At 65.1% G+C, this 20,234-nt stretch carries 17 protein-coding genes; 9 read left to right on the top strand and 8 right to left on the bottom strand.

Annotation, left to right across the window (positions count from 1 at the left end):
- Positions 1 to 2,580, top strand: a 2,580-nt coding sequence (locus ABEL04_RS07850; protein WP_375801830.1) for a T9SS type A sorting domain-containing protein, incomplete at its 5' end; no start/stop codon positions are given.
- An 80-nt stretch (positions 2,581 to 2,660) separates the two neighbouring features.
- On the opposite strand, the gene ABEL04_RS07845 is transcribed toward ABEL04_RS07850, so the two are convergent.
- Positions 2,661 to 4,019, bottom strand: coding sequence for an NAD-dependent succinate-semialdehyde dehydrogenase (locus ABEL04_RS07845; protein ID WP_375801833.1), 1,359 nt, complete (start codon positions 4,017 to 4,019; stop codon positions 2,661 to 2,663).
- A gap of 232 nt (positions 4,020 to 4,251) precedes the next feature.
- Between ABEL04_RS07845 and rnc the strand changes: the two genes are divergently transcribed.
- The 4 genes from rnc to ABEL04_RS07825 all read left to right on the top strand — a co-directional run bounded on the left by rnc (position 4,252) and on the right by ABEL04_RS07825 (position 7,886).
- Positions 4,252 to 4,986 (top strand): ribonuclease III, encoded by a 735-nt coding sequence (rnc, locus tag ABEL04_RS07840; RefSeq protein WP_375801829.1) that lies wholly within the window; start codon positions 4,252 to 4,254, stop codon positions 4,984 to 4,986.
- Between the two features lie 99 nt (positions 4,987 to 5,085).
- Entirely contained in the window at positions 5,086 to 6,009 is a 924-nt protein-coding gene (locus ABEL04_RS07835) for a sugar phosphate isomerase/epimerase family protein (protein WP_375801828.1), read from the top strand.
- 40 nt (positions 6,010 to 6,049) lie between these two features.
- The gene (locus ABEL04_RS07830) at positions 6,050 to 6,868 is read left to right on the top strand and encodes an inositol monophosphatase family protein (RefSeq protein ID WP_375801827.1); all 819 of its coding nucleotides are present in this window, start codon (positions 6,050 to 6,052) and stop codon (positions 6,866 to 6,868) included.
- A 106-nt stretch (positions 6,869 to 6,974) separates the two neighbouring features.
- Positions 6,975 to 7,886 (top strand): MBL fold metallo-hydrolase, encoded by a 912-nt coding sequence (locus ABEL04_RS07825; protein ID WP_375801826.1) that lies wholly within the window; start codon positions 6,975 to 6,977, stop codon positions 7,884 to 7,886.
- Between the two features lie 40 nt (positions 7,887 to 7,926).
- On the opposite strand, the gene ABEL04_RS07820 is transcribed toward ABEL04_RS07825, so the two are convergent.
- The 7 genes from ABEL04_RS07820 to ABEL04_RS07790 all read right to left on the bottom strand — a co-directional run bounded on the left by ABEL04_RS07820 (position 7,927) and on the right by ABEL04_RS07790 (position 14,806).
- The gene (locus ABEL04_RS07820) at positions 7,927 to 8,244 is read right to left on the bottom strand and encodes a YhbY family RNA-binding protein (RefSeq protein ID WP_375801825.1); all 318 of its coding nucleotides are present in this window, start codon (positions 8,242 to 8,244) and stop codon (positions 7,927 to 7,929) included.
- Positions 8,245 to 8,644: 400 nt separating this feature from the next.
- Positions 8,645 to 9,124, bottom strand: coding sequence for a DM13 domain-containing protein (locus tag ABEL04_RS07815; protein WP_375801824.1), 480 nt, complete (start codon positions 9,122 to 9,124; stop codon positions 8,645 to 8,647).
- A gap of 59 nt (positions 9,125 to 9,183) precedes the next feature.
- Positions 9,184 to 9,882 carry a type 1 glutamine amidotransferase gene (locus ABEL04_RS07810; RefSeq protein ID WP_375801823.1) on the bottom strand — a complete coding sequence of 233 codons (699 nt, stop codon included), beginning with the start codon at positions 9,880 to 9,882 and terminating at the stop codon, positions 9,184 to 9,186.
- 2 nt (positions 9,883 to 9,884) lie between these two features.
- On the bottom strand, positions 9,885 to 10,574 hold the full coding sequence (locus ABEL04_RS07805) for a haloacid dehalogenase type II (protein ID WP_375801822.1): 690 nt from the start codon (positions 10,572 to 10,574) through the stop codon (positions 9,885 to 9,887).
- A gap of 443 nt (positions 10,575 to 11,017) precedes the next feature.
- A complete protein-coding gene (locus tag ABEL04_RS07800) occupies positions 11,018 to 12,214 on the bottom strand; it encodes an MFS transporter (protein WP_375801821.1) in 1,197 nt (398 codons plus the stop codon).
- 164 nt (positions 12,215 to 12,378) lie between these two features.
- On the bottom strand, positions 12,379 to 13,323 hold the full coding sequence (locus ABEL04_RS07795) for a pyridoxal-phosphate dependent enzyme (RefSeq protein ID WP_375801820.1): 945 nt from the start codon (positions 13,321 to 13,323) through the stop codon (positions 12,379 to 12,381).
- 49 nt (positions 13,324 to 13,372) lie between these two features.
- On the bottom strand, positions 13,373 to 14,806 hold the full coding sequence (locus tag ABEL04_RS07790) for a pyridoxal phosphate-dependent decarboxylase family protein (protein WP_375801819.1): 1,434 nt from the start codon (positions 14,804 to 14,806) through the stop codon (positions 13,373 to 13,375).
- Positions 14,807 to 15,089: 283 nt separating this feature from the next.
- Here ABEL04_RS07790 and ABEL04_RS07785 point away from each other — a divergent pair, with 283 nt between their 5' ends.
- The 4 genes from ABEL04_RS07785 (at position 15,090) to ABEL04_RS07770 (ending at position 20,153) form a co-directional block, all read left to right on the top strand.
- The gene (locus ABEL04_RS07785) at positions 15,090 to 16,943 is read left to right on the top strand and encodes an FAD-binding oxidoreductase (protein ID WP_375801818.1); all 1,854 of its coding nucleotides are present in this window, start codon (positions 15,090 to 15,092) and stop codon (positions 16,941 to 16,943) included.
- Between the two features lie 210 nt (positions 16,944 to 17,153).
- A complete protein-coding gene (locus ABEL04_RS07780; RefSeq protein ID WP_375801817.1) occupies positions 17,154 to 18,662 on the top strand; it encodes a 1-acyl-sn-glycerol-3-phosphate acyltransferase in 1,509 nt (502 codons plus the stop codon).
- A 59-nt stretch (positions 18,663 to 18,721) separates the two neighbouring features.
- Positions 18,722 to 19,795 carry an NAD-dependent epimerase/dehydratase family protein gene (locus tag ABEL04_RS07775; protein WP_375801816.1) on the top strand — a complete coding sequence of 358 codons (1,074 nt, stop codon included), beginning with the start codon at positions 18,722 to 18,724 and terminating at the stop codon, positions 19,793 to 19,795.
- A 79-nt stretch (positions 19,796 to 19,874) separates the two neighbouring features.
- On the top strand, positions 19,875 to 20,153 hold the full coding sequence (locus tag ABEL04_RS07770; RefSeq protein ID WP_375801815.1) for a hypothetical protein: 279 nt from the start codon (positions 19,875 to 19,877) through the stop codon (positions 20,151 to 20,153).
- Positions 20,154 to 20,234: the final 81 nt, after the last annotated feature.

The following is a 20,234-nucleotide window of genomic DNA, read 5'->3' as shown; positions in this document are numbered from 1 at the left end:
GATGAGGGCATCGACATTACGGACAATGATATCACCGTCCGGAACTGCTATATCGGGCTCGACGTGGACGGAGAAACCGTTCAGGGAAACAATCAGAACCCGGACACTGGGAATTTCGACCGTCATGCAGGCATCGTGGTATCCGACAACAATTCTCTGATTACCAACAACGTGATCTCGGGCAACCAGCGGGCCGGTATTGTTGTGGGCAACGCCGACGGCAGCGTCAACGCTACGGGTTTAACGAACGGCAATGACATCACGGACAACATCATCGGCCTTGCGGCGTCGGACAGCAGCACCGCCAAGGGAAACGGGGGGAGTGGCATTCGCATTGAGGATGGCACGAATAACACCATCGGCGGTGTCGGACAGGACTTCCTTGGAAATGATGTGTCACTTGGAAACATTGTGTCCGCCAACGGAAGCGCCGGAATCGTTGTCGAGAGCAATGGCAATCTGCTGCGGAATAATTTTGTCGGCACCACCTTCGACGGCGATTCTGGTCGAGGGAACGGGACTGACGGAATCGCGCTGTCCGGAGACAACAACACTGTTGACGCGGAGGGTTTCTTTCTTTTCCCCTTTGTGACTGTGATTTCGGGCAACGACAAGCAGGGCATCGACGTCGGCGGCTCGAACAACAGCGCGGATGGGACGACCATCGAGGACGCCATTATTGGGCTGAATAGCGCCGCGGACAAGAAGCTTCCGAACGGCGACGGCACGGCCTCCGGCGGGATCGTGTGCCGTCGGAGCACGGGGACAAGCACGAGCGACATCACGAAAGTGCGGAACAACGTCGTCGCCGGTAACAATGGGGAGGGCGTCCGCATCACCGACGAATGCTACGGCTGGGATCTCATCGACAACTTCATCGGCACGAACCGGAATCTCGCCTCCGGCCTTGGCAATTCTGTCGACGGCATTCAGGCTACGGCTAACCTCCCCACCTTGGCGGTCAGTATTTTCGACGAAAACGTGATTGTCGCCAACGGGCAGGATGGGATTGAAATCGCGGGCTCTTTTTACGACGTGACTGACAACTACATTGGCGTGGCCCCGGACGGGACGAAGTTGGGAAACGGGAGACATGGCATTTTACTCGACGGGACGGCCGGAACAGCCGTGGAAGGTGTGTTCATCGGGAAGACGAACAACTCGCTTGGTGACGGCTCGGTCGCCGGCACGTCGACCCCGACGGGCGAGGGGAACGTGATTGGAGCGAACGGGGCGGATGGAATCCTCATGCAGGGGGACGCTGCCAACAACGTGTTTGAGGAGAACTATATCGGCACGACACCCGAGGACGCGAACGTCGGCAACGGCGGGACCGCCGACGACGGAATTCGCATCGTTGGGGACGGCAGTAGCTCCACCGGTCACGTGATCGGGTACGAATACGGAGCATCGTTTTCCAGCCCGGACCCGTCCGATGGGGGTCAGGGAAACGTCATCGCCTACAATGGAGGGGACGGCATCTCGCTCGGCTCTAGTGAGTCGTCGACCGACGTCAGGGGGGTGAGTGTGCGCGGCAATGTCACTTATCAAAACGGGGGCGACACCCCTCAACTCGGCATCGACCTCGGGAATAGCGGCGTCACCAGCAACGACGGCGGCGACACCGACTCGGGGCCGAACGGGCTACAGAACAGCCCGGAGGTTACCAGCGTCAGCCATGACGACTCGAATAACGAGGTCACCATCGAATACGAGATCAACACCAACGACACTGGGTCGAATTATCCCCTCAGGGTCGACTTTTACGTTGCCGACACCGAGAGCAGCGGGGAAGGCAAGAGATACCTCGGCTCCCAGGACTATCGAGCGGCCAACCAGACCAACCAGATTATCTTCAACCTCGACAACTACTCCGGCGTCTCCTCCAGCGATTACTTCGTCGCCACGGCGACGGACGCGAACGGCAACACGTCCGAGTTCTTCGGGCCCCCTGGAGAACAACTTCCGGTCGAACTGGCGTCGTTCGACGGCACGCAGACCGGTCCGAAGGCCGTGGAACTGACCTGGACGACGGCCTCGGAGCAGAACAACGCTGGTTTCCGCGTCCAGCACCGTCCGGTCGAGTCGGACCGTAGGAGCGGCTCTACGGCCTCCGGGAGCAAGGGAGCGTGGGAGGAGATCGGCTACGTCGAGAGCAACGCCTCCGGGGGCACCACCACCGAGACGAAGACCTACCGATTCACGGTCGACGACCTCACGGCTGGCACGCATGAGTTCCGCCTGAAGCAGGTGGACCTAAGCGGCACCACCCATCCGCACGAGCCGACCACCGTCGAGCTCCGGATGGAGAAGGCCCTCCGCCTGAGCAGCCCGGCGCCGAATCCCGTGCGCGGGGGCACGGCTGAAGTCTCATTCGCCGTGCGAAGACAGGCGAAGACGACGATTCGCCTCTACAACACACTCGGCCAGCAGGTGAAGACCGTCTACCGCGGCACCCCGACGGCCGGGGAGTCGACGACGGCTCGTCTCAAGGCCCACGATCTGCCAAGCGGCGTATACTTCCTGCGGTTGAAGACCGGGGATCGGTCGAAGACCCGTCGGCTGGCCATCATCCAGTAGTGGAGCCGCCCCCACCCGGAAGACGGCACGTTTCCCATCGCCTGCGGGCGTCTCCGGAGGGGGGATTTCCTCGGGTGGCGTCAGTCGACCCATACAGTTTTGGTGTTCACGAACTCCCGAATGCCGTGGTGGGAGAGCTCGCGCCCGTAACCGCTGTCCTTGATGCCGCCGAAGGGAAGGCGGGGATCGCTTTTCGTCATCTCGTTGACGAACGCGCAGCCGACCTCTAGCTGCCGGGCCATCCGCTCCCCCTTCTCGGCGTCTTCGGTAAAGATGCTCCCCCCGAGCCCGAACCGCGTGTCGTTGGCCAGGGCCACGGCGTGGTCGGGATCGTCCGCCGCCACGACGGATGCGACCGGGCCGAAGATTTCCTCTTCGAACGCAACTGTGCCCGGTTCTACGTGGGAGAGAACGGTTGGTGCGTAGTAGAATCCATCGCGCTCCAGCGTGTGGCCGCCGGTGAGGACCGTCGCCCCCTCCCCGATAGCGCGCTCCACCTGGTCGTGAACGCCGGCCCGCAGGTCCTCCCGGGCCATCGGCCCCACCTGCGTGGCGTCGTCCATCGGATCGCCGACCGCGAGCGCCTCGACCTCCTCGATGAGCCGATTCGTGAACGCGTCGAGCACCGACCGCTCTACGATGAACCGCTTCGCGGCAATGCAGCTCTGCCCGCTGTTCTGCATGCGTGCCGTGCAGCCGACCGAGGCCGCTCGCTCAAGGTCCGCGTCGGCACAGACGATGAACGGGTCGGAGCCGCCGAGCTCGAGCACGGTGGGCTTGACTTGGGCTGCGGCCTGTCGGGCAACGGCCTTTCCGGCCCCGACGCTGCCGGTGAGGGTGGCCGCCCGTACGCGCCGGTCTTCCAGCACGTCCGCGACCGTCTCTTCGTCGATCTGGAGCACCTGAAACTCGTGGTCGGTAAAGCCGGCCTCCCGAAAGATGTCCTCAATGGCACGAGCGCAGCCCGTGACATTCGGGGCATGTTTCAGAAGCACGGCGTTTCCGGCCATCAGGGCCGGGGCCCCAAACCGAAGGACCTGCCAGAACGGAAAATTCCAGGGCATGACGGCCAGGACAGGCCCGAGCGGCTCGTAGGCGACGTAGCTTTTTTGGGCGGAGGTGTCGACGGGCTCGTCGGCCAGAAAGTCGGCGCCGTGCTCGACGTAATACCGACACACCCAGGCACACTTTTCGGCCTCTGCCTCCCCCTGGGAGATTGGCTTGCCCATCTCGCGCGCCATCAAAGCGCCATGTGACCGGGCATTTTCCTCCAGGAGGTTGGCCGCTCGTTCCAGGTATTCGGCCCGCTCGGAGGGGGTCCGCTCGGCGTTCGCGGCGAAGCCCGTGGTTGCGCGGTCGAGCCGTTCGTCTACCTCGTCGGGCGTGTGCAGCGCGTAGCGCTTACGTTCTTCACCAGTGGCGGGACTGACGGTCGTCAAAGGCATGGGTACAAGCGCTTTTGCAGGGAACCGTAGCGAAGGGAAGGATTTCACGACTGTTCGCCGACGGGTGATCCCACCGGACCGTCGCCCCAAGCAGGAGCCTGCGGACCCCCCCTACGGTGCAAGCAGATCGCGCCCACGGTTTCCGACTCCCCGGTCCTGATCCTGCCGGTCCGTGCTCCGTTGGGAGGAATACGACCCCACACTCCCGCGTTCAGGGCACAGCGATATGACCGACCGCTCTCTTCCTTCCGACCTCGACGTTTCGCGGAGCACCATCGAGCACCTGGTGGGCCGCTCCGTCGATAACCTCACGCTCTACCGACGTGCCCTCACGCACCGGTCCCTTCTTCGCGTCCATTCCGGTCGTTCTCTGCGGTCGAACGAGCGCCTCGAGTTCCTGGGAGACGCGTTCCTCGATCTCGTCGTTGGCAAAATTCTCTACGAGCGCTTTCCGGAAAAAGACGAGGGGGAGCTAACCCGCTTCCGGGCCCGTCTCGTGAGCGAGTCGCCCCTGGCGATGTACGCCCGACACCTAGACTTGGGGACTCATCTGCGTATGAGCACAAACGCCGCGCAGGAGAACGGTCGCGACAATCCGAGCATCCTTGCCGACGCGTTTGAGGCGTTCGTTGGGGCCGTCTACCTGGATCAGGGCTATGAGGCTGCCCGTCGGTTCGTCCGCGAGCGCGCTCTTGCGGCCTTCGACCTTGCCGAGGTGGCCACCCAGGACGAGAACTACAAAAGCCAACTTCTCGAATACATGCAGGCCAGAGGCTGGCCCCAACCGACCTACCGCGTCGTGCGTGAGGACGGCCCCAGCCACGACAAGACGTTTACGGTGGAGGTGCGCGTTGGGGACACCGCGTACGAACAGGGCATGGCGGGCAGCAAGCAGGAGGCCGAGCAGCGGGCAGCCCGCCGGACACTGGCACAGATCGCAGCCGATGAGCCGGCCTCATAGTCCTCGTGGAGATCACGCTGCGTTGATTTTCGGAGAGGGGATTTGTAGGGTAGAAACTCCTTTCTCTGTCCGCCTTTCTTCCCCCGCTGATCCGTTCCCATGGACCGACGCCAATTCATCACGGCCTCTGCCGCCGCACTGGCCGGCTTCGGGGTGAGTGCCGCCAACGCACCGCTTGGTACGATGGCCCGCACAGACCCGCTCTACAAAATCTCGCTGGCGCAGTGGTCGCTGCACCGAGCCCTTTTCGATGGAGAGATGGACAATCTCGACTTCGCTCCGACGGCGAAGAAGAAATTCGGCATCAGCGCGGTCGAGTACGTCAACCAGTTCTTCATGGACAGGGCCACCGACACCGCCTATCTCCAGAAGATGAAGCGTCGGGCGGAGGAGGCGGGCGTGCGAAGCCTGCTTATCATGTGCGATCAGGAAGGGGCTCTCGGCGCCGCCGACCCCGAGCAGCGTCGGCAGGCCGTTGAGAACCATCACAAATGGGTGGAGGCGGCTGCACGGCTTGGTTGCCACTCCATCCGGGTCAACGCCCAGAGCAGCGGGAGCTACGAAGAGCAGAAGAAGCGAGCGGCCGACGGCCTGCGGCGCCTCACTAAGTTTGCGGCCTCGCGGGACGTCAACGTGATCGTCGAAAATCACGGGGGGCTCTCTTCAAACGGCCAGTGGCTGGCGTCGGTCATGGAGGCGGTCGACCATCCTCGCTGTGGGACCCTTCCCGACTTCGGCAATTTCACGATCCGGGAGGGCAAAACGTACAATCGCTACGAAGGCGTCCGGGAGCTGATGCCCTACGCCAAGGGCGTGAGTGCCAAGACCTACGCGTTCGACGACGCGGGCAACGCGGTAGAAACCGACTATGAGCGCATGATGCGTATCGTCCTTGACGCGGGCTACCACGGGCACGTCGGGATCGAATATGAGGGCGACAAGCTGAGTGAGTTCGAGGGCATCCGGGCCACGAAGGACCTCCTGATCCGAGTGCGAAAGCAGCTTCGGGGCGAGCACAAGTAGCGCTTCCGTCTTCGTTCTCTTTCGACAACGCAGTGGGCCGATGCCCCCTCCCTCCTCAGAACTCGACCTCGCACTGGCACTGGCTCACGCGGCCGAGGCCGAAATTTTGCCCCGATTTCGGACCGTGAGCGTCGCTCGCAAACCGGATGGCACCGAGGTAACTGAGGCCGACCGCGAGGCAGAGCGCGTGATGCGGGAGCGCCTCGCGGACAACCGTCCCGACCATGCCGTGCTTGGGGAGGAGTTTGGACGGAGCGGGCCCGACGACGCCCGCTACTGCTGGGTGCTCGATCCGGTCGACGGTACGGCGGGCTTCACGATCGGTGTGCCCCTCTTCGGGACGCTGGTGGCCCTGCTGGAGGAGGGCGAACCGGTCATCGGGGTCATTCACTTTCCGGCCATCGACGAAACGGTCTACGCTGCTCAGGGGCAAGGGTGCTGGTTCCGGACGGCGGACAACGAGACGCAGGTGGAAGTCGACCCGGTATCGTCCCTGGAGGCGGCTACCGTCACCACGACGGCCCTTCACAGTTCCGATGTCCTGGCCGACGAGGACCAAACCCCTTACCGCCTTACCGACCTCGTGCGCCGGGCCGGCAAGTTCCGATTCGTGACGGATTGCCTCCAGCACGCTCTCGTGGCGCGGGGCCGGACCCACGCCGCCGTCGACACGATCATGCGGCCGTGGGACGTGGCCGCGCTTGTGCCCTGCGTGCGGGAAGCGGGTGGCGTGGCGCAGCCGCTCGACGCAGACGCAGACGACGTGGTCTTCGGCGGGAGCCTCCTGACGGCCGGGAGCGAGGCCTTGGCGCAGGACATCCGCACGCTACTCCAGCCGAACGAACGGCGGGTCGGTTGACCTGACCCGGGAACGACGAAGTGAAGGCCCCGGTAGCGAGGGCCCCGGCGCATCGTAGCACCTTCTCGTCCCGCTCACGGCACTCGTCCATACCTCCTTGCGCCCCATGATGGACCGTCTGCGGACGCTCGACCTCCACTTCCAGGACCGCCCGGAGACCATTGCGTCGTACCTGCTCCCGCACGACGACGGCGCAGCGCTTATCGAAACCGGGCCCGGCTCCACGTTCCCGATGCTGCAGGCTCAGCTGGCCGATCACGGCCTCACGCCCGTCGACATCTCAGAGGTGCTACTGACTCACGTCCACCTCGACCACGCGGGGGCCGCTGGGCACCTAGCCCGGCACGGCGCTACCATCTATGTGCACCACGTGGGCGTCTCCCATCTGTCCGACCCCGAGACGCTTCTGGCGAGTGCCGAGCGTATTTACGGCGACGACATGGACCGCCTCTGGGGCGAGATGCATCCCGTTCCGAAGGATCAGCTCGTGGCCCTCGACGACGAAGACACCATTCCGCTGGGCACCCTGGAGGCCACGGCCCTCGACACGCCGGGCCACGCCTCCCACCACATGAGCTACCTGATTGGGGACGTTTGTTTTACGGGCGACGTGGGGGGCGTCCGCATGCCCGGCGAAACGTACGTAGAGCTGCCGCTGGCCCCACCCGAGATCCGACTCGACCTCTGGCGCGAGAGCCTCGCTCGCCTGAAGGCTGCACGCTCCCACCACGACATCACACACCTTGCTCCCACCCACTTCGGGATTTACGACGACGTCTCGGCCCACCTCGACCGCCTCGGGGGTGCCATCGACGCCACGGAGAACTGGGTCACCGATCGTGTGCCCGACCTCGCCGACGAGGAGGAGGCCCTGCGGGAGGCCGTGACCGGCTGGATGTACGACCTTGCCACCGCCAACGGCGTAGACGACCCCGCGTGGGACCGCTACGAACTCGCCAATCCGAGCTGGATGGCGGCACTGGGGCTCCGGCGGTACTGGCGGAAGCACCGGGCATGAGGGCCGGGAGCGGCGCTTTTGCCTCCCTGCGCGGGACTCACTAGCCGTCGCCTGGGGATGGCAGGTCGATCTCGGGATCATCCGGATGGGGACGGTAGAGGAGCGCCGTGCTCCCGATCGTCCGGACCACTTGCACGTCGTCGAGGCTTCCGGCTGCCGCCTCGGCCACGTCGCGGACGTCCCGGGGGCAGTTGTCGAGCACGCGGAGGGTCACGAGCTCGCGGGTATTGAACGCCTCTTCGATGGACTGCTCGACGGCACCGGTTAGCCCCTCCTTGCCGACGTGGACGAGGGGGTCCTGTCCGTGGGCGAGGCTGCGGAGGTGGGCACGCTGTCGGGAGGTGAGAGAGTCGGCCATGGATTGAACGGGAACGTTGTGGGGATCCTGCAGAGCCAGGGAACGATGTTAGGCTGGCCGTTCCGCACTGATCGGACGGGCCGGCGTTCCCGATGCCTTCTCGTTGCTTCTCGCCTAGCTGGCGTCCCTGCAAGGACGCTCCTCGGGGCAGACCGGATATGCCCTATTCGCCGTGGACGAGCCGGTTCGAATCTGCCGCCTCGAAGGGCGTCGTAAGCGACTGGTGGCATCGGGGACGAAAGGTGGAAAGGACCCCAGGTGAACGGCGACCGGGACCGCCGGACGACTGTCGATTGGCGCGAGATCGGAGACGAGCCAGAAGCCAGTGCTGTCGGCCCGCACGTCGACGCGAGCCGTCTGGGCGGGTGTGGGCCCGCCCCCTCCAACGCCTCCCTACCGCTCAGTCCAACTCGGCAGCCCCGTAGAGGTGCGAAAACTGGATGCACTGGATCGCCACTGAGTCGAACGGTTTCAGGTCCCGACCATCCTGGAGGTCGTACGTCTGCTTCCCTGTGAGGGAGCTCAGCGTGTCCACCCTCACTGCCGACCCATCCATCACGTTTTCTCCGGTGGCCTCTCCAGGACGCTTCGGCGAAAGCACAACGTAGAGGTCCGGCCCAGTCTCAGTTTGAAAGTCTTCCCCGAGAACGAGCTTCAGATCAGATCCCGACCGGCCGATCTGGTAGGTGCCAGAGGTTTCAATTCCTTCTTTTCCTTCGAAGGAGCCTTCGGCGAGAACTGTATCTAGACGAGCTTCTTCGTTCTCGGTTCTCGTCTCGGCCTCTCCCTGGCTACCAACAACCCCACAGCCGAGAGCAAAGGTCAGTGCGAGAAAAAGGGTGGGAACCGTGTGCGCATTCATGTTCGCAGAGCGGGTCATGTGATTGAGCTTTCATGTCGAGTGAAGCAACGACTGGCAGCGACCTCAGCAACTCCCGATTATGGCACCGAGTCCGCCCAGCGGCCAAAAACGGTCCGTGCCGTGCGACGAAGCGCGGACTCGTGCTCCATGGCAGCGCGCCGCATCGCAGCGCCATCGAGCCCCTCCTCGGCGATTTCGTCCTGGAAGGCCGTCGTCATCCACGCTACCGTCTTGGGGGTCACCTCTAGGTGGAAGAGGAGCCCGTAGGCGTGGTCACCATGGCGGAAGGCCTGATGCTCGGTCTGCACCGATTGGGCCAGGGACACGGCGCTGTCGGGCAGCGTGAACACGTCGCCGTGCCAGTGGAAGGCGGTGAACGGGTCGTCGACGTCCCGAAAGAGCGGGTCGTCCGCGGCGGCGCCGGTGAGGGACACGTCGCCCCATCCGATCTCTTTCGTCGGGGCGGAGTGGACGTCGGCCCCGAGCACGTGGGCCAGGAGCTGACTGCCGAGACAGACACCGAGGAGGGGCCCCTCGGTGCGCAGGGCCTGCTCGATCAGGCCCATTTCTCGCGACAGGTGCGGCCGGTCGTCGACGTCGCCGACGCCCATCGGTCCGCCCATCACGACAAGGCCGTCGGCGTTGAGCGTGTCGGGCACCGGCTCGTCCCGGAAGATCTGCACTGTGCGGTGCGAGACGCCACAGTCGTCGAGGGCCTCGGCGATGATGCCGGGCGGCTCGGGGCGGACGTGCTGGAGGATGAGAACGTCGGGCATGGTCAGTCGAGGAGCGCGTCGGCGAGACTTGACAAATCGGGAACAGTGCGGACCGGATCGGTCTGCGGCGCGGGCGGGTCGAAGCGCTCGTCGTACCGCTGCACCCACGCGCAGGCGATGCCCATGCGGCCCGCAGGGTTGACGTCGTGGTACACGCTCTGGGCGACATGCAGGAGCCGATTGGGCGGCACGCCGAGACGGGTAAAGGCCGTTTCGAAGGGCTGTAGGTCCGGCTTGTAGGTTCGCACCTGCTCGCCGGTAATCACGTCGTCGAAGTCGACCCGGAAGTGCCGGGCCGTGTCGCGGAAGAGATCATCGTCGACGTTCGACACGATGGCGAGCCGGAAGTGCTCGTTCAGCCGCCGGAGAACCTCGTTTGTGTCGGGGAAGAGGGGCCAGTCGCCCACCGAGTCCGCGAAGCGCTCGACCTCAGCGTTGGTGGGCGTGAAGTCGAATTGGTCGCCGAATCGACGTGTCACCCGCCGCAGCACCTCGCGGTACTCCACGTAGCGTCCGGACTCCACGTCTTTCTCGAACCGAGCGTAGAGCCGGAACAGCTCCTCGTCGTCGATCTCCACGTCGTGGGCGCGCAGAATGGGCTGCAGGGCCGTCGAGATGCCAGTCGCCCAGTCGACGAGGGTGCCGTAGCAGTCGAAGGTGAGGGCGTCGAATTGGTCGACGTCAAGGGGCATATCCGATTCGGAGATGACCAGATTGGAAGATTTCTACGCGTCCGGCACGACGCCTTTCACAGCCGACTCCCCTCCTCGCGCGCAATTCGTGCGAGCGGATTCTGCGGTTGCCCGACGGAATACCCAAATAGTGGATCGAAGCCGAGTTTGATGTTGGTTTCCTCGATGACCTGCGCGAGCGCGGGACATGCCGCACTGAGCCGATCGTCATCAACGTCGACAATAATGGCGACGTAGACTGTCGCTGTCTCGCTCGCACGGGTGCGCGTCCAAGTCCAAGAAGGTAGACCTCGGCGGGGAGTATCTCCTTAGTTCTGTACGCACAGGCCTCGATAGCCTCGGAGCGCGTTCTTGTGCTCATCGGGACCTTTCCCTCGAATGAGCTATTTTGGAGATTCAATGCAGAGACGGAACACTGGATCCGTACGGTTCGGGTTCACCGATTACGGGGACACCGGGGCCCGGCGGTCCGTCCGGGAGCGCCGCATCACGTACAGGAGCACCCCGAGCATCCCGCCCAGCAGGGCCGCGAGGCCGAGGAAGGCCGGCCCCCAGCCCAGGAGGTCGGCCGCGGCACCGGTGACGACGCTGCCGCTGGCCCCGAGCACCATGTAGGCCGTGCGGATGAGCCCAAAGCCGGCGCCACGCTCCTCGTCGCCCAGGTGGTCCATGAACTTGGGCAGGAGGGCCGCGCCCCAGCCCATGGCCAACCCGGCACAGACGACGGCTGCAGCCACCATCCACAGCCCCGGCCCGACCACGAGCACGCTGTAGCCAAGCACACCTACCCCCACGGTTAGGGCGGCGGCTGGGTACCGACCGATGCGGTCTGAAAGGGTCCCAATTACGGGCTGTGCCACCCCCTGCACCCCAAAGTATACCGAGAAGAGTGCTCCGGCGAGCGGCTTGGCGACGCCGTGGTACTCGATGAGGAACGCCGGCAGAAACGAGGCGGTGGCCTGCCACACGAACGCCCCGCATACGGACAGGCCGGCCGTGATAGCGACGGGCGGTCGACCGAGCAGTTCGAGGAGAGGGCGAACCTGAAGGCGACTCCACACCGACTCCTCCGGCCGGACCGGCTCGATGGGCCGAACCACCGTCGCGAACAGCACGGCGGCCGGCAGGGCCACGACGACGCCCAGCGCAACGGCCCAGCGCCAGCCCAGCCATACGCCGACGCTCCCGGCCGCCAGCGGGATGAGAACGCCCGCAACCGGGGCGCCCGCGGTGTGAAGGCCGATGGCCGAGCCCGTATTGGGCAGGGTACGGGTCAGCAGCGACGTGGCGACGCTGAAGTGGAGGCCCGCCACGCCGCCCAGGGCCACGGCTCCGGCGAGAAAAATGGGATACGAGGGGGTGACTGCGAGCAGTCCGCTGGTCACAGCCGTGCCGGACACGGCCACGAGAATGATGGTTCGCTCGCCGTACCGATCGGCCAGGAGGCCACTGGGAAACTGTGCGGCAGCGTACGCCCCCCACATGCCCGTCAGGGCCAGCCCAATGGCGCCGTTGGAAACGGCAAACTCATCACCAATCGCGGGAACGACGGGACTGATGGCCAGCCGTGCGGCCATCGTGGCGAAGAACGCCAGCGTGCACGCGCCCAACACTGCTCCCTGGTACGACCACAGCCTCACGCCAGCACGTCATTTGGAAAGGAATCACGACGAGTTCCAGAATACGGTACGCCCTTTCCCTGAACCGGTTTGGAAGCAACTGTGATGAAAGCGGTCCCGAGTTCACGCTTCGCAGAGTGTTCGCCGGTCGGTCATCGATTTTGGATCCGGAGGTCGGCCTCCCGCTACTGTTCTCTGCTGGTCGGCAGTTCCTCCCGCCCGTGCCATTGCCGCAGCTTTTCGAGCGTCACGCCAGCCCCGCCGCACGCGATCAGAACGACCGTGCCCGCATCGGAGAGGACCTCGGGGTTGTCGTAGGCGACGGCCAGGGCCGCCCCGCAGGCCGGCTCAACGAGCTGGCGATGGTCGTCGAGGAACCGGATGCAAGCCGTCACCGCCGCATCGTCGGACACGACGACGCTCTTGGTCGGGTGCTCCTGGGCAAGCGTGAACGTCTGCTCGCCGACCTGCTTGGCCCCGAGCGACGTGGCGACACTCGCAATGGCGCCCAGCGGCGCGGGATGACCGGCCTCCAGGGCCGCTCGGAGCGAACGGGTGCCCTCTGTCTCCACCGCCACGACCGGGACTTCGGACCACCCGTGTCGCCGCAGGCCCTGGACGACGCCGCAGAAGAGACCACCGCCCCCGACAGACACCACGATGGCCTCTGGCTCGACGCCCTCCTCGACCACCTCGTCGACGATCGTCGAGTGTCCCTCCCAGAGGAGCGCGTCGTCGAACGGATGGAGATACGCGGCATCGTCTCCCATCAGCGTGAGGGCGTGCTCGTGGGCCTCGTTCCAGGAAGCGCCTTCGACGATCACCTCGGCCTCTTCCTGCCGGATTAGCTCCTTCGCGCGCTCCGTGGTGCTCTCCGGCACGACGACGGTCACAGGAACGCCGAGCTTTCGGCCCGCGTGCGCCACCGCAAGGCCCGCGTTGCCGCCCGACGAGGCAACGAGGTGGGCAGCCCCGCGCTCGACATACGTCCGGCACGCGTGCCCGATGCCCCGAATTTTGAAGGAGCCGGCCGGCTGCACCGATTCGAGCTTGACCCGCACGTCACTGCCCGACGCGCGGCTGAGGGCGGGGGAATGGAGGAGAGGCGTTCGACGGTGAAGGGCAGACATCACGCTGGTTGATTCGCAGGAGAATCCACTTCGGAAACGGCCCACAACACTACGACGGCGCACCTGGCGAGTAGTGGTCCCGGGCCAAATCGGTCAGCGCCTGCACGGTCTCCCGTACGTCGTCGGCCGTCGTGCGCGGATTGATGGGACAGAACCGGAGCACAGGCCGGTCGTCGAGCGTCGTCTTCGTCACGAAGGCCGTCCCCTCCTCGCTGATGGCCGGGGCCAGGCGGCCGTTGAGCGCGTCGACCTCGGCCTCGGTCGCCCCCTCGGGCACACACCGAAACGTGAGGATGCCCATCTGTGCCGGGGTCACGACCGCCCAGCCCGGTCGCTCACGGAAGAGCCGCTCGGCCTGCTCGGCCCGCTCGAAGCCGCGGCGCACCGCCTCGGCCACGTGCTTCCGACCAAATACCTTGAGCGTCATCCACAGCTTGAGCGCGCGGAAGCTGCGGGTGAGCTGGATGCCGTAGCCCGAAAAGTTGACCTCGTCGTCTTCCCCGACCGCGTCCTCCAGGTACTCGGCCCCCATTCGGAAGGCGCGGCGAAGGTGGCGTTCGTCGCGCACCAGCACGCCCCCAATCTCGAACGGCTGGAAGAGCCACTTGTGCGGGTCCATGGTGAGGGAGTCGGCCCGGTCGAGGCCCGTGAGGCGCTCTCGCCCCCGCTCGCAGACGACGGCCGGGGCGCCGTACGCCCCGTCCACGTGCAGCCACAGGTCCTCCGCGTCGGTCACGTCGGCGAGCGCGGGCAGCGGATCGACGGCGCCGGTGTTGGTGGTGCCCGCGTTGGCGATCACGCAGAAGGGCCGACGCCCCTCGGCGCGGTCCGCTGCGATGGCGTCGGTGAGCGCAGTGGGGTCGAGCCGGAACTGATCGTCGGAGGGGAGGCGGCGGAGCTGGTCGGGACTGAAGCCGAGGAGGCGCAGCGCGCGGTCGACCGACGTGTGGGTTTGGTCGGAGCAGTAGGCCACGGCGCCGTCCGTGTCGTCGTCGAGCACCGCGTAGCGGGCCGCCGCCAGCCCTGTGACGTTTGCCATCGAGCCCCCGCTCGTAAACAGGCCGGCGGCCGTGTCGGGCAGTCCGCACAGCTCTCGGAGCCAGTCGATCACCACAAGCTCCACCTGGGCCGCCGCGGCGCCCGAAATCCAGGTGCCCGAGAAGACGTTGAAGCCGGATGCCAGCGCGTCGGCCAGCACGCCGATGAAGTTGTTGGGGCTCGGCACGAAGCCGAAGAAACGCGGGTGGTCCACCCGCATCGTGTTGGGGAGCACGTCCTGTTCCACCTGATCGAGCACCGCGTGTGGGTCGGTTCCGTCTTCGGGGAGCGCCTCTCGGAGCTGGTCCTCCAGTTCCTCACGGCCCGGAGAGCGTCCGGTGCTGTGCCTCTCCCCGTCCGCAAAGTGATCGACCAACAAATCGACGATCCGGTATCCCAACGATCGCATCTCCTCCCGGGACAACTGAAGAGCATCTCGATCCATTCGACTGTGATTGATTCCGAAAACGTCAGCGAGGGCAGGTCCAGTTGCAACATTGTGCGGCTCTGCCACGGCGCACGGTCTCAGCCGCGCCACGTGACTCGCCCGCTGTGAACCGGGGCCGTGCAATCGCCGCGCTCCCCCTTATGTTGAGCGTTCCTCACGCTTCCCACTTCACTTTGTGTGATTTAGCGGATACGTTTATACTGAGAAAACATGTGAGACAACCGTGCAGGTCGTCTCACGCCAAACGATCAGGCAAAGTCACACTTCTCAACCAAGTGTCATGGGACTGACGTCACTCTTTGGCTGGGCCGACGACAATCTCCGCTCCAACGGCCGATCGGCCCTTTCGGAGGAGGAGTCCACGCGCTTCGTGCCCCCGCCGCCGGATGTAAACCCCATGGAGGGACAGGACCGCTTCGGATGGGGCTTCGACGACACGGAGTTTGTCGTGACGGAGGACGAAAACATCAAGCTGACCGGCGATCGGTACGACATCAGCGGCGTGGAGATGCCGAAGCTCTTCCCATGGTTTCGGGAGGTGCTGCAGGTCGACCTGCGCCCGAGCGACGTGACCCCACCCCCACGCGACCCGGACGTGCCCCCGCCACGCGAGGCGCCTGCCCTGCTGTCGGACCTGGACGCCGTCTTCGGGGCCGACCGCATGACCCAGGACGACGCGACACGCCTCGACCACGGTCACGGCCAGACCCAGCAGGAAATCTACAAGCTTAACCACGGCGATGGATTTGCGCGGGTGCCCGACCTCGTGGTCTATCCGGAGACGGACGAGGAGGTCGAGCGCCTGGTCGAGGTGGCCGGGCAGCACGATGCAGTGCTCATTCCTTTTGGTGGCGGTACCAATGTCACCGATGCCCTGCGATGCGACCCCGACGAAGACCGATGCATTGTATCGGTCGACATGCGGCTGATGCACCGGATCGAGTGGATCGATCCCGTCAACCGAACCGCGAAGATTCAGGCCGGCGCCATCGGCCGCCACATTGAGGAGCAACTGGCCGAGTACGGATTTACCCTGGGCCACGAGCCCGACAGCATCGAGTTTTCAACGATCGGCGGCTGGGTGGCCACCCACGCCAGTGGGATGAAGAAAAACCGGTACGGCAACATCGAGGACATCGTCCTCGACGTTGAGGTCGTGACCCCGAGTGGGCGACTGGAAAAGCAGGGCCTGCACCCGCGCGTATCGACCGGCTTTGACCCCGCGTCGTGCCTGTTTGGCTCGGAGGGCAACCTGGGGATCATTACCTCCGTCACAGTGGAGCTCTTTCCGCGTCCGGAGACGCGACGCTACGGCTCGGTGATCTTCCCTACGCTGGACCACGGCATCGACTTCTTGTACGACCTCGCTCAGACGGAGCACGTCCCAGCCAGCGTGCGCCTTATGGACAACATGCAGTTTCAGTTTGGCCGGGCCCTTCAGCCTGAGAAGGAGGGCCTCGATGCCCTGAAGAGCCGCCTCGAAAAATTCTACGTCACGTCGCTCAAGGGATATGACCCCGAGCGTCTGGTGACCACCACGTTTCTCTTCGAAGGTGACGAGCAGACCGTTAATCTTCAGGAAGAGACAGCGTATGACCTGGCCAGGCAACACGGCGGAATGCGGGCCGGCGCCGAAAATGGCCGCCGGGGCTACGACCTGACGTTTGCGATCGCTTACATCCGCGACCTCGTATTTCGGTACTGCCTGATCGGCGAATCTTTCGAGACGGCGGTGCCGTGGGGGCGCGCTGGGGAGGTGATCGAGCGCGTGAAACGACGAACCCATCAGGAACACGAGGCCCACGGCCTCCCGGGCCGCCCCTTCGTGACCGGACGGATCACGCAGGTATACGAAACGGGCGTCTGCATTTACTTCTACCTGGCCTTCTACCACGGAGGCATTGAGCGCCCCGACGAGGTCTTTCTGGACATCGAACACGGACTCCGCGAAGAAATCCTGGACGCGGGCGGCTCACTCTCGCATCACCACGGCGTCGGGAAGCTGCGGGCCGACTTTATGGACGAGATCGCGTCGGAACCGACCCTCGACGCGAAGCAGCACCTCAAGGACGCGCTCGACCCCGACGGCATTTTTGACACCGGGAACCAGAAACTCCGTACGAGCGCCAGCTGAGCCGCTCAGGTAGCCCCCCACAACGTACCCGGTCTCCGCTTCCTGCCATTCGCCGCGTTTTTGGAATCGCTTCCGCACGATTTTCCGCGGCCGTATTTCTGCCGAGCGAGCCCTGTTGAAGGGACCGGAACAGGGCAACCGGAACGGTGAGCGTTTAGCCTCGGTGTTCCACGCAATCCCACCACTTCATGCGAGCACTCAAGCATGCGCATGCCTGACCTCTCGACTCCAGACTCTTCTAACGACTCGGCCGATCGGCCGGAACGGGGCGCTCGTGCGCCCGACGAGTCTCCCTCCCGGTCCGACGCCGGCCGGAACGACCGGTGCCTTCTCATCGCCGGCCGCCAGCAGTCCGACCCCCGGTCCGATTTGTCCGTTGCCCTCCGCCAGCCCGACGGAAACGAGTCCATTCGACTCCTCGCCTACCTGATTCGGAAGGCGATGCGGTGGATGGCCGACCGGGTGACCGTCGACTGGCCCTCGTTCAAGCGTGCCGTCGACGCCCGCCCGCCCCAGGCCCTGCCGGTGCTCATTCCAACACACCGGAGCTACCTCGATTTCCTGCTAACGTCGTACCTCCTCTTCGTCCGTCCCGAACTCGGGCTGTCGGTCCCCCACACCCCGGCGACGCAGGAGTTCGAAGATATGTGGATCGTGGGACGGCTCCTGGAGCGAGCCCGAGCCTTCTACATCGAGCGTGGGGCCGGATGTGCTCAGTTTTCCATCAATCAGAAGCTCGAGGCACTCGACGACCCCGACGCGACCCTGATGTTTTTCGTTGAGGGGGGGCGGAGCCGATCTCGCCGCTTCTTGTCCCCCCAGATGGGACTGCTCCAGGCCTTGAAGCGGACCGGGCGGTACTGCCACATCCTCCCCCTCTCGATTGCCTACGACCGCGTGCCGGAACAGCGGGAGCTCGAAACGGAACTGCGGGGCCACCCCAAATCCCAAAAGACCCTCAGCGGCCTGCTCCGCTGGACGGGGCGGCTCGTCCGGAACGACATCGACCTGGGCCACATCCATCTGTGCTGCGGGCGTCCTCTTACGCTGAACGAGGAGACGGACGTCCCAACGTGCGCGAACATCATTCTTGCCCGGCACCGGGCCAACATGGCCGTTACCCGGTACCACCTCCAGTGCTTCGTCGACCGGGCCGATCCGGACGGGGTGGACGTCGAGGACATCGCCGAGATGATCGATGCCCGAGGCGGACGCGTGCTGGACAGCACCCTCGCGGGCCGCGTGTCCCCGAGCCGCCTGGAGGAGCGCAGTTATCGGTTCCAGTGGATGCACCTTCTCTACCCGGACGCCCAGCAGCTCTACGGCGACCATCCGGTGGTGCGGCACCACCTGCAGTTCAACCACCACGACGTGGACCCATCCTCCGACCCTCCGGCCGCAGACGACCGCGTTCGGGCCATCGTGGCGGCCCTGTTCGAACCGATTGCGGCGACGTACCGTCGGGTTGGGCGTCGGCTCGCCCGCGCCGACGCAGACGACCTCCCAACACCGAGCGATTTCTTCGGGGACCGCCACGGCTTCAAGCCGTACGTCGAGGAGGCCTACGAGGCCTTCGTCGAGGAGGGAATTCTCGCCCACAGCGGGAGCGCAGAACACCAATGGGCCCGCGGCCCTCGGTTCAACCGGCTGTCTCGATTCCTCGAACGGTGTCGCTTGCCGTCGGAAACCGAGGGGACCCCTGCCGCTTCTTCCCTGTAGACGTCGATCCGCCCGGTGCCGCCCCGCGAAGCCCCTCGACCATCTGCTCCCAGTTTGCCGTGAGCCAGCGCATTCTCGTGACGGGCGCGACCGGCTTCCTGGGCCGCCACCTCCAGGAGCAGTTGACCAAGCGAGGCGGTGCCGACGGGATTGCTCTCGTCCGGGACCCCGACGCCTGGCGCCAGTACGAGTGGACCGATGACGTCTTTACCAATGATCTCGTCGAAGGCTCACTCGCGGACGTTCCGGCCCTCGTCGAGCAAGATGCGTTTGGGGATCTTGACGTCATCTACCACCTCGCTGGTGTAGTGCGGCACAGCCGGGATCACCCCGAGCAGCAGTTTCGGGTCAATGTCGACGGCACCCTGGCAATGGTTCGCCTGGCGGCTCACGCCGGCGCCCGTCTCGTCGTCGTCTCTACCTCCGGGACCGTCGGGTGCTTCACGCGCCCCGGTGTGGGGGCCGACGAGCACGCCCCGTACTGCGAAGAGACCGTCGCCGACTGGCCGTACTATGCCTCAAAAATTGAGGCGGAGCGGCAGGCCCGGCGGCTGGCCGACCGGCGAGACATCGAGCTCGTAATCGTCCGTCCGCCGATGCTGTGGGGGCCCCGCGACCACCGGTTCCGGTCGACAGACCTCCTGCGAACGCTTCTCAAGGAGACCGTCCCGGCCATCCCCAACGGAAAAGTGGACTTTGCGGACGTGCGGGACGTGGCCGCCCTTCTGGCCCAGCTGAGCCAGGTCTCGCAGCCGCGGACGATCTACCACACGCCCGGCACCTCGTGTCGCGTCGCGACCTTTCTTGACCTCGTCGAGGACGTCTCGCAGATCGACACGCCCCGCACCAACGTGCCCACGGCACTTCTCTGGGGCTCCTGTAAAATCAGTCAGTGGGGACAAGGCCTCATTCCGCTTCTTTCGGGAATGCCCGATCCGGTCTACATCGAGATGGCCGCCCACTTCTGGGACAGCCGGTCGGCGTACGTGCACGACGAGCTGGGCTACGAAGCCCGTCCCCCGCGCCAGACGCTCGTCGACGCGTTCCACTGGCTCCGAACCGTACACCCTGATCTCGACGTTCCGTGGGCCGCCTCCAGCGACCTCCAGCCCACCTTGCCGATCCATCCGTGACGGAGCCCAATCAGGCACGAAGCACCGCCCCATTCGTACAGCACACACGTGCGGATTCTCATCGGCTGCCGTCCTGCCTATGATCACGCTCTACCGCTCCCCCAACGACTCCTGGGCCGACGAGATTGAGGAGGCCCTCGACGAGATGGTCATCGCACACGAGACAGAGACGATCGACAATGGACGATCTCTTCCGGACGACATCCCGGAGCTGCCCGCGCTCCGCGACGAAGGCGAGGTCGTGACCGGTGAGGCTGCCCTCCGTGACCACCTCAACCACCTCCGTGACCTGATGGCCGACTGGAACCGATTTCAGTCCGATGCCTGCTACGTTGACGACGACGGAACCGTATGCTAGGCGGCGCCAGCCACCTCCGGAAACTACCGGTTTGCGCAGAGCGACCCGATCAGCATCCAGCGACTGGATGCCCCCCTGGCG

This window comes from Salinibacter sp. (assembly GCF_042218895.1).
Taxonomy (GTDB): Bacteria; Bacteroidota; Rhodothermia; order Rhodothermales; family Salinibacteraceae; genus Salinibacter.
This window is presented reverse-complemented; position numbering and strand designations above follow the sequence as displayed.